Origin of the sequence: Thiocystis violacea (assembly GCF_016583575.1) — a bacterium.
GTDB classification, from domain to species: domain Bacteria; phylum Pseudomonadota; class Gammaproteobacteria; order Chromatiales; family Chromatiaceae; genus Thiocystis; species Thiocystis violacea.
Window position 1 is genome coordinate 1 of record NZ_NRRG01000188.1, and the last position, 532, is coordinate 532.

Consider the following 532-nt stretch of genomic DNA (forward strand, 5'->3'; position numbering starts at 1 on the left):
GTGAGCTCGCTCAACAGCCTGATGGCGGTCGTCGCGCCGACGCTGGCCGCGCCGCTGCTCGGGCTGGTGTCGAACCTGCCGCAGGGCGACTGGCGCATCGGCACGCCGATGTTCTTCTCCGCGGCACTGCAGGCCCTGGCGCTGGCCTTCGCGATCGCCCATTTCCGCAAACAGCGCCGAGCGCGGCTGGCCGCCAACGCCGCGTGATCACCCGGCCCGCCTCGCCACCACGACCAGCCGGTCGGGTGCGCGCGGCGGGCCTTCAACTCTCCAGAGCCTGACGATGCACGACAAGATCCTCATCCTCGACTTCGGGTCGCAGGTCACCCAGCTGATCGCACGCCGCGTGCGCGAAGCCCACGTCTATTGCGAGATCCACCCGAACGACGTCAGCGACGCCTTCGTGCGCGAGTTCGCGCCCAAGGCCATCATCCTGTCGGGCAGCCACGCCAGCACCTACGAAGCCGAGGACCTGCGCGCACCGCAGGCGGTGTGGGACCTGGGCGTGCCGGTGCTGGGCATCTGCTACGGC

2 protein-coding genes are annotated in these 532 nt (G+C 70.1%); both read left to right on the forward strand.

Annotated elements, in window-relative coordinates; translation table 11 throughout:
* Positions 1-207, forward strand: a 207-nt coding sequence (locus CKO27_RS24120; protein ID WP_200377432.1) for a hypothetical protein, incomplete at its 5' end; no start/stop codon positions are given.
* A gap of 76 nt (positions 208-283) precedes the next feature.
* Positions 284-532, forward strand: a 249-nt coding sequence (locus CKO27_RS24125; RefSeq protein ID WP_420825872.1) for a glutamine amidotransferase-related protein, incomplete at its 3' end; no start/stop codon positions are given.